10 protein-coding genes are annotated in these 9,564 nt (G+C 37.9%); all 10 read right to left on the bottom strand.

Going from position 1 to position 9,564, the window contains the following annotated elements:
- Positions 1 to 63: 63 nt before the first annotated feature.
- The 10 genes from rplS to smc all read right to left on the bottom strand — a co-directional run bounded on the left by rplS (position 64) and on the right by smc (position 9,288).
- On the bottom strand, positions 64 to 408 hold the full coding sequence (gene rplS / locus V7147_RS16820; protein ID WP_057996892.1) for a 50S ribosomal protein L19: 345 nt from the start codon (positions 406 to 408) through the stop codon (positions 64 to 66).
- 134 nt (positions 409 to 542) lie between these two features.
- A complete protein-coding gene (gene trmD, locus V7147_RS16815; protein ID WP_335368987.1) occupies positions 543 to 1,280 on the bottom strand; it encodes a tRNA (guanosine(37)-N1)-methyltransferase TrmD in 738 nt (245 codons plus the stop codon).
- Between the two features lies 1 nt (position 1,281).
- Positions 1,282 to 1,794 carry a ribosome maturation factor RimM gene (gene rimM / locus V7147_RS16810; RefSeq protein WP_335368986.1) on the bottom strand — a complete coding sequence of 171 codons (513 nt, stop codon included), beginning with the start codon at positions 1,792 to 1,794 and terminating at the stop codon, positions 1,282 to 1,284.
- 10 nt (positions 1,795 to 1,804) lie between these two features.
- Complete coding sequence (locus V7147_RS16805) at positions 1,805 to 2,191, bottom strand: YlqD family protein (protein WP_335368985.1); 387 nt, start codon at positions 2,189 to 2,191, stop codon at positions 1,805 to 1,807.
- A gap of 66 nt (positions 2,192 to 2,257) precedes the next feature.
- Positions 2,258 to 2,488 carry a KH domain-containing protein gene (locus V7147_RS16800; protein ID WP_335368984.1) on the bottom strand — a complete coding sequence of 77 codons (231 nt, stop codon included), beginning with the start codon at positions 2,486 to 2,488 and terminating at the stop codon, positions 2,258 to 2,260.
- A 14-nt stretch (positions 2,489 to 2,502) separates the two neighbouring features.
- The gene (gene rpsP / locus V7147_RS16795) at positions 2,503 to 2,775 is read right to left on the bottom strand and encodes a 30S ribosomal protein S16 (protein ID WP_335368983.1); all 273 of its coding nucleotides are present in this window, start codon (positions 2,773 to 2,775) and stop codon (positions 2,503 to 2,505) included.
- Positions 2,776 to 2,892: 117 nt separating this feature from the next.
- Entirely contained in the window at positions 2,893 to 4,233 is a 1,341-nt protein-coding gene (gene ffh / locus V7147_RS16790; RefSeq protein ID WP_335368982.1) for a signal recognition particle protein, read from the bottom strand.
- A 12-nt stretch (positions 4,234 to 4,245) separates the two neighbouring features.
- Complete coding sequence (locus tag V7147_RS16785) at positions 4,246 to 4,575, bottom strand: putative DNA-binding protein (protein WP_335368981.1); 330 nt, start codon at positions 4,573 to 4,575, stop codon at positions 4,246 to 4,248.
- Positions 4,576 to 4,711: 136 nt separating this feature from the next.
- Positions 4,712 to 5,701 carry a signal recognition particle-docking protein FtsY gene (gene ftsY / locus V7147_RS16780; protein ID WP_335368980.1) on the bottom strand — a complete coding sequence of 330 codons (990 nt, stop codon included), beginning with the start codon at positions 5,699 to 5,701 and terminating at the stop codon, positions 4,712 to 4,714.
- A gap of 17 nt (positions 5,702 to 5,718) precedes the next feature.
- On the bottom strand, positions 5,719 to 9,288 hold the full coding sequence (gene smc, locus V7147_RS16775) for a chromosome segregation protein SMC (protein ID WP_335368979.1): 3,570 nt from the start codon (positions 9,286 to 9,288) through the stop codon (positions 5,719 to 5,721).
- Positions 9,289 to 9,564 lie beyond the last annotated feature (276 nt).

The raw sequence follows: 9,564 nt of genomic DNA, 5'->3' as shown, positions 1-9,564 counted from the left end.
AATTATTCCTTGCACAAATGTAAAAGGAGCTTGTTATTTTTATACAAGCTCCTTTCTTTTTTATTATCGAATTTCTTTAATACGTGCTTTTTTACCACGAAGTTCGCGTAAGTAGTATAATTTCGCACGGCGTACTTTACCACGGCGTACTACTTCAAGCTTCGCAATTTTTGGTGTATGCACTGGGAATGTACGTTCAACACCTACTCCGTAAGATACCTTACGAACAGTGAATGTTTCACTAACTCCTCCACCACGACGCTTAATCACAACACCTTCGTATACCTGAATACGCTCACGAGTACCCTCGATAACTTTCACGTGTACACGTACAGTATCTCCAGGACGGAATACTGGAAGGTCAGTTCTTAATTGTTCTTTTGTGATTTCTTCAATAATGTTTTGCATCGTCTTTTCAACTCCTTCCAACAGATGCTCTTACCAATATCCATTCATTGCAGCGGAACATCTTAATAAGACAACGGACAATTTGCCCAAGTCACAAAGAGTATATTACCATAATCCTGTTGTCGTTGCAATACCTACTCTTCATCTAATTTAAATTCTTCTACCCATTTTTCTTGTTTTGTAGATAGATGGTACTTTTCTAGTAAATCTGGTCTTCTTTTATAGGTTCGACGAAGAGATTCTTTTTCCCGCCATTCTTCAATATGCATATGATTACCTGATAATAACACTTCCGGAACGGTCATCCCCCTAAAATCTGCCGGCCTTGTATAATGGGGATGCTCCAATAATCCTGTACTATGGGAATCAAGGACAGGTGAATCCTCATTTCCCAAAACACCTGGCAAAAGCCGTACGACACTATCGGAAATAACCATTGCTGCAAGCTCGCCACCGGTTAAGACAAAATCACCAATTGAAATCTCTTCTGTACTCAAGTGTTCACGGATTCTTTCATCATAGCCCTCATAATGACCACAGATAAAAATGAGGTGTTCTTCCTTTGCCAAGTTTTCAGCTTTTTGTTGGGTGAATCTTTCACCTTGAGGGCATAGAAGAATCACCTTCGGTTTGGTTACTGTTTGTTTCGTTAAATCCTCGACCGCATCAAAGATCGGCTGAGGCATCAATACCATACCGGCTCCGCCTCCATATGGATAATCATCAACCTTCTGATGCTTGTTATCAGCGTATTCACGGAAATTCACAACTCTAAACGAAACCTTTTCTTTTTCCTGAGCCTTTTTTAAAATGGATTCACCTAATACACCATTAAACATGTTTGGGAACAGGGTTAAGATATCAATTTTCATATTAAATTAATCCTTCCATGAGGTGAATACTGATTCTTTTTTCCTGGATATCAATTTCCTTTACGATATCATCAATAAACGGAATTAAGATTTCTTTACCTCTTGCTCCCTTTACAACCCAAACATCATTAGCACCTGGTGTCAAAATCTCTTTAATTGTCCCTAACTCTTCGCCTTCCTCTGTTACAACCGTACAACCGATTATTTCATGGAAGTAATATTCTCCGTCCTCTAATTCACCGAGCTGACTTTCATGAACTTTGACAAGTGCTCCTTTAAATGTCTCTACATCATTTACGTTGTCATAGCCCTCAAAGGTAACTAAATCAAAATTTTTATGAGTTCGGTATGATTGGACTTTAACTTCAAACGGATCTTTGTCTTCCAGAAAAATATGTAACGTATTTCCTACCTTATATCGTTCCTCTGGAAAATCCGTTCTTGAGATAATGCGGACCTCACCTTTAATTCCGTGTGTATTCACAATTTTACCAACGTTATACCATTTGTCCATTTTTTCACCCCTAACGAATTTCTTTAACTATACCTTCTTTGATTACAATTGTTCGTGCAGTTGTTGTTTCATCCCAGTTGTCACCTACATTTATGTCAATAATGGATTGAACTTCTTTTTCTTTAATTTCACTGCCTAGTGGTAGCATATGTATTTGTTCGATTTGAAACTCAAGTTGTTTGACTTTTTCCTGTCTAAGATCTATTTCATTTGTAAAATATTGTTTGATTTTAACAGGATCAAATTTCTTCAGTTTTTCCATCTTTTTAAGTTCAAATTTAAGTTGGTCGCACTCTTTAAGAAGTTGGTCTCTGTTCGATTGCAAAGAGCCAATGAGCTTTACTTTACTGATTTCCGTTAAAATTTGTTTCACTTCAACTGTTTGGATGATTTTCACAGGCACCAACCCTTATGTTTTTGATAGAAAAAAAGGGGGAGGTTTCCCTCTCCCTTTTCCAACTTATCATTCGTTAATTTCTAGATGAATTCGTTTATTATGGCCTGTTCCTGCTGCATAGACAACAGTTCTAATCGCCTTAATGACACGGCCTTGTTTCCCGATGATTTTACCCATATCCTCTTTATTTACACTTAGTAAATACGTGATATTGCGGTTGTCGGAAGTCTCACTTACTTCAACTTCCTCAGGATGATCAACAAGCGGCTGTACGATTGTTTTAATTAACTCTTTCATCTGTAGGTTACCCATTACTTACCGTTTTTTGCGTTATGGAATTTTTCCATAATACCTTGTTTAGAGAACAAGTTACGAACAGTATCAGATGGTTTTGCACCAGTTTGTAACCATTTTAATGCTAATTCTTCATCAATTTTAACCTCTGCAGGTTGAACAACTGGATTATAAGTTCCAAGTGTTTCAATTTGACGTCCATCACGTGGTGAACGAGAATCAGCTACAACGATACGATAGAAAGGAGATTTTTTTGCTCCCATGCGTTTTAAACGAATTTTTACTGCCATTTTATATAGCACCTCCGAAATTATTTCAACAAGATATAATATTAACTGTTCCACATCTGTTTGTAAAGTGTTTTTTCTTTACATCTATGAAATAGTTATCATTACTACATTTATTCCTTACATAAAAGGAAACTTTAATCCTTTTTTCTTACCTTTTGTCATGTTTGTCATTTGTTTCATCATTTTCTTCATGTCTTCGAATTGCTTTAATAGACGGTTTACTTCTTGAACAGTTCGACCGCTACCTTTTGCAATTCGCTTTTTGCGACTTGAATTGATGATTTCAGGTTGTTCTCTTTCGACTTTTGTCATAGAGCGAATGATCGCTTCAACATGGCCGATTTGTTTATCATCAACCTGAACATTCTTCAGACCCTTCATTTTGTTAGCACCAGGGAGCATACCCAAAATCTCATCAAGCGGACCCATTTTACGCACCTGTGCTAACTGTTCAAGGAAATCATCAAATGTGAAAGACATTGACTTAAATTTCTTTTCTAACTCTTTTGCTTTATCCTCATCAACAGAGGCTTGGGCTTTTTCGATAAGAGAAAGTACATCTCCCATCCCTAATATCCGAGATGCCATACGTTCCGGGTGGAATGCTTCTAACGCATCTAGTTTTTCACCAAGACCCACAAATTTAATTGGTGTATTGGTTACAGCCTTAACAGATAATGCTGCCCCACCACGGGTATCTCCATCAAGCTTTGTTAAAACTACACCAGTTAACCCTAATAAATCATTAAAGCTTTGTGCCACGTTGACTGCATCCTGTCCTGTCATTGCATCGACAACAAGGAAAATCTCATCAGGCTGTGCGACTTGTTTGACTTGCTTGAGCTCATCCATGAGTTCTTCATCGATGTGTAAACGACCGGCAGTATCGATTAATACATAGTCGTTATGCTCCTCTTTCGCCTTTTCGATTGCTTGCTTTGCAATTTCAACAGGACTAATTTTGTCTCCCAGTGAAAAGACCGGCATATTAAGTTGTTTTCCCAAAGTTTGCAATTGGTCAATTGCAGCTGGACGATAGATGTCAGCAGCTACAAGAAGTGGTTTACGATTATGTTTTTTTCGTAATAGATTTGCAAGCTTACCTGTAGTGGTTGTTTTACCTGCACCTTGTAAACCAACCATCATAATAACAGTTGGCGGTCTTTTGGCTACCGCAAGTTTACTTTGCTCGCCACCCATCAAAGCGGTAAGCTCCTCCTGAACGACTTTAATAACTTGTTGTCCTGGAGTTAAGCTTTTCATTACTTCTTGTCCAACAGCTCTTTCGCTAACACGTTTTACAAAATCCTTGACAACTTTGAAGTTAACGTCTGCTTCAAGAAGGGCAAGACGAACCTCACGCATCATTTCCTTTACATCGGATTCTGATACTTTTCCCTTACCGCGAATTTTCTGTAGTGTTCCTTGCAGTCGGTCGGCTAATCCTTCAAATGCCATTCTTGCCGCCTCCTATTCTAATTTCTCAAGCAACTGTATCACATTTTCAAGCTCTAAGCTATCATCATATTCATGTGAAAGTCGTTTTAGCTCAGTAATCAGTTTTCTGCGCTCTTGAAATTTCTGAAATAGTAACAGTTTTTCCTCATACTCTTCAAGCATTGTCTCTGTGCGCTTGATATTGTCATAAACAGCTTGACGACTAATCTCATATTCCTCTGCTATTTCACCAAGGGAAAAGTCATCTAGGTAATATAAAGACATATAGTTTCTTTGCTTTGGTGTTAACAACGATTGATAAAAATCGTAGAGATAATTCATTCTAGTTGTTTTTTCAAGCATAGTATCTCCCCCTTGTTAAGTGAAATACCTTTACAAGCACTAGTTTACCCATTTCCCAATAGGTTGTCAAGTCAATTTACTTTACTTTAATAAAAGTATAAAAAGAGCCTCAAGAAATCAGACTCTTAATTTTTGTTTATTCTTCTGTTTTTTCAACTAGATCTGCAAACAAGCCGTAGACGTAGTTTTGCGCATCGAATTCTTGGAGGTCGTCCACTTTTTCTCCTAATCCAATAAGTTTAACAGGAATGTTTAATTCATTTCGAATCGCCAGGACAATTCCACCCTTTGCTGTTCCGTCTAGTTTTGTTAATACAATTCCTGTTACATCTGTAGCCGCTGAAAATGTTTTCGCTTGAGTTAGAGCGTTTTGTCCAGTTGTCGCGTCGAGAACTAATAACACTTCATGCGGAGCCCCCGGTAATTCACGCTCGATGACACGTTTTACTTTTTCAAGTTCTTTCATTAGGTTCACTTTGTTTTGAAGACGCCCCGCTGTATCGCATATCAACACATCAACATTACGAGATTTTGCCGCTTGAACCGCATCATACATAACCGCTGCTGGATCTGATCCTTCAGATTGTTTGATTGTCTCTACACCAACGCGGTCACCCCAAACTTCCAGCTGCTGAATCGCACCGGCACGGAACGTATCTCCCGCAGCTAACAGGACAGATTTACCTTCATTTTTTAGGCGATTTGCAATTTTCCCAATTGATGTTGTTTTACCAACACCATTCACACCGACAACTAAAATGACAGTAAGTCCTTCATCCTGAATATTCAGCTTTGGAGATTTTTCCTCAGCACCTTGGTATATTTCAACAAGTTTTTCTGAGATAACACTTTGAACCTCTTTTGTATCTTGAATATTTCTTTTCTTTACTTCCATCTTTAATTCATCAATTAGTTCCATAACGGTGGAAACACCGACGTCAGCTGCAATTAAAATTTCTTCAAGCTCTTCAAAAAAGTCCTCATCAACCTTTCGATAGCGAGCAACTAAATCATTCACTCGTTCGGAAAAGGAATTACGAGTTTTAGATAAACCATCTTTAAATTTTTCAGTCACTGCATCAGCCTGATTTGTAATCTTATCCTTTAATTTCTTAAAAAAACTCATGTCAATCCCCTTTCAATTTAGCTTTTGGTAACCAATTCCTTCGTTTCTTCAAGACGAACTGAAACAAGCTTCGAAACACCTGATTCCTGCATGGTCACTCCATATAATACATCTGCTTCTTCCATTGTGCCTTTACGGTGAGTGATCACAATAAACTGGGTTTCTTTACTATATTTCTTTAAATATTGCGCAAAGCGGAATACATTTGCTTCATCGAGCGCAGCCTCAACCTCATCCAATACACAGAAGGGGACTGGACGAACTTTAAGGATTGAAAATAACAACGCAATTGCGGTCAATGCTCTTTCTCCACCGGATAAAAGACCTAGGTTTTGCAGTTTTTTTCCTGGCGGCTGAGCCACAATGTCAACACCTGTATTTAGAAGATCATTAGGATCTGTCAGACGAAGATCTGCTCGTCCACCACCAAACAAAGCTTGAAAAACTGATTCAAAATGGGAGCGAATATTTGTAAAAGTAGATTCAAATCTCTTTTTCATTTCATCATCCATTTCGTCTATTACCAGGAACAATGTATCTTTTGCTTCTTGCAGGTCATTTTGCTGTTCAGACAAGAACGTATATCGCTCAGAAACCCTGTCATACTCATCGATTGCGCCAAGGTTTACTGTACCAAGTTCCTCAATTGCAAGCTTTATTAGTTTTACCTTCTTTCTTGCTTCAGAAACTTCAATTTGAAGCGGAAATTGTTCTTTTGCAGCTTCATAGGTTAATAAATATTCCTCACGAAGATGCGTTAAACAATTTTCCAATTCAACATCCAAGCGATTCACCTTAACCTCTTCATCCTTTAAGATATCAACAAGCTGCTTATGTTGACGTCTCGATTCCTTTAATTCACGTTCGAGATCTTCAAGTGTCGTTTGAAGTTTTAAGCGATGCTCTCTTTTATTGCTGATCATTTGAATAGTTTCATTTTTATCATTGGATTTTTGCTTTGCAGCTTCTTCAAGCTCCATTTCACCCGAGTTACTTGAAGTCATTTCATTATCAAGTAGCGATAAATCCTCTTTCAGATCAGAAAGTCTAGCATACGCATCATTCATTTCTTCTTCTAAGAGATTCATTTTCTCTTGTTGATGTTCAAGTGCTTGTTTTTTTCTCGCTAAAAAAACCTTTTGATCGGTAATTTCTATTTGCACAGTTTCCCGGGAGGTCTGTTGGTCGGATTTTTGCGAATTAAGCTGGCTGATGGTTTCATCTAATGAGTGAAGCTCCCCTTCTAGATTAGCTAATTCGGTTTTCAGCTCTTCTAATCGACCAGTCATTCTTTCCTTATCTACTTGATATTGTAGCTTCTCTTCATCATACAATTCCAAATGCTCGTTCACATTTTGCTCTTTTAAAGCAACTTCGCGGTATTCTCCTTTAATGCTTTGCTCTTTTAAGCGCAATGTTTCACCAGCTTGACGAAGTTTTTCAAGCATGTTTTCTTGTTCGGCGATTATCTTTTTCTTATCCTTAACTGTTTTTTCGAGTTGAGCAGTTTTAACTTCCATATCAGCAAGCTTTTCTATAACGGACTCAAGCTCCCGACCTCGGCTAAGTAAAGAATTTGTTTTCTGTTTTACGGCTCCCCCGGTCATTGAACCACCCGGATTGACAACATCACCTTCAAGGGTAACAACTCGATACTTATGTCCTACAAGAGATGCGAGTTCATTCGCGCCTTTTAAATCTGTTGTAATCAATATGGTTCCCAACAAATTTGCCATAACGGAGTGATATTTACCTTCAAAGGTAATTAATTCAGAAGCTATACCAATAAATGCCGAATGTCCCTTGATTGCCACAAGCTGTGCTGCCGGAATCGAACGTTCCTTAATAACATTCATCGGTAAAAATGTCGCTCGACCATAAGAATTTTTCTTTAAATACTGGATTGCAGTTCTTGCATTTTTTTCGTTATCCACGACGATATGCTGCGTTGCTGCACCCAAAGCAATTTCAATGGCAGTTTCATAATCTTTTGGAACATGAATTAGCTCGGCAATTGCACCTTCAATTCCTTCTAGCTGATCATTTCTTGCTTTTAATACTTCCTTAACACCTTGGAAGAAACCAGAATAATCATCCTGCATTTCTTCAAGCATTTCTTTTCTTGATTTCGTTTGTTGTAGATATTGGTATGCTTGATAGAGCATACTTTCTTGCTTCTGATAATTTTTCTTACTATTTTCTAGCTTAGCTTGTAAGTCTCTAAAAGAAACAATTTGATGATTAATTTCTTGCTCTATAACAGAAAGCTTTGTTTGGAGTCGAACTTTTTCATCAACTATTTCCTTGCGCTCTGATAAGTATTTTTGATTTGATTCATCTAAACGATTTACTTTCGCATCTTGTAGTGAAAGCTGTTCCTTAATATAACCCACTTCGTTGCGATAAGAGGCTTGTTTATTAAGCAATTCAAAATAATCGCTTTTTAAGTTCTCGATTTTTTCTTCAATGTTTTGATCATACGAGGCAAGTAAAATTTGTTTTTCTTTTAATTGTTTTTCAAGTTCCTTTACTTCTTCACTTAGCTTTAATAACTCATGTTGTTCACTTTGTTTTCTTTTGGTTAAGCTTTCGTGCTTTTGCGACCACTCAAGAATTGAATTTTCAAGCTGTCCTTTATTCTGCGTCGCATTTTTTTTGCGTTCTTTTAAAACTTCTTTTCGACCTTCTAATTTTTCTAACTCCTCACTTGTACGTAAAAGAAGTTGTTGAAGTTCATGTATGGATGAATCTGTAGCCTCGATCCCGGTTCGTAACTCCTCAATTTTTGCTTCCTTGCTTTGGAGTTTTGTGTTTAAGGCAAGTTCATGCTCTCTATGCTCTTCAACAAGCTTTGATAGCTTCTCCCATTTTTCGTGAAGATCCTCAATTTCAAACACGGTTAAACCGACTTCAATTGTTTCCAGTTCTGCTTTTTTCTCAAGGTAGTCTTTCGCAATTGAAGACTGAATTTGCAGTGGTTCTATCTGCGCCTGGAGCTCATGAATGATGTCGTTAACCCGATTTAAATTCTCCTGTGTTTCGGCTAGCTTATATTCTGCTTTCTTTTTACGGGTTTTGTACTTTAAAACCCCTGCAGCCTCTTCAAATATGCTTCTTCGTTCCTCAGCTTTACTGCTTAAAATTTCTTCTACTTTCCCCTGGCTGATGATTGAAAAAGCTTCTCGGCCAAGTCCTGAATCCATAAATAAATCAACAATATCCTTTAGTCGACATGCTTGTTTATTTATTAAAAATTCACTTTCACCAGATCGATAGACACGGCGTGTTACACTCACTTCATGATAATCGATTGGTAAAAAGTGGTCCGCGTTATCCAATGTTAATGTCACTTCAGCCACATTCAACGCTTTACGGCTGTCACTTCCTGCGAAAATGATATCTTCCATTTTCGTGCCACGCAATGATTTTGCCGACTGTTCTCCAAGAACCCAACGGATCCCGTCTGTAATATTACTTTTCCCACTACCATTGGGTCCAACGACAGCCGTTACACCAGGTACAAAATCTACTGCAATTCTTTCAGCAAACGATTTAAATCCTACTATATCTAAACGTTTGAGGAACATAAACTTCCCCCTTAACTACAATTTCAAGTCCTACATATTTTAACACAAACTAGTATTTTATTGGATTACTTTTTAATGGATTGGTAATAGGCAAAATCAAATACGCCAAGGCGTATTTGCGCCCGATTTTTAGGCCCACACGATGTGGGTCATGAAGACGTTGCCACAGGATGTGGCGTCTTTAGTCTTCGATCTTACTGCGAGATACAGTGAAACTTCAATCTGTGGAATCTATATCCCACAGATTGTTAGTTGAACCAATCAGGCTTTTACTGG

This window comes from Bacillus sp. JJ1521 (assembly GCF_036965165.1).
Lineage (GTDB): Bacteria > Bacillota > Bacilli > Bacillales > Bacillaceae_L > Ferdinandcohnia.
This window is presented reverse-complemented; position numbering and strand designations above follow the sequence as displayed.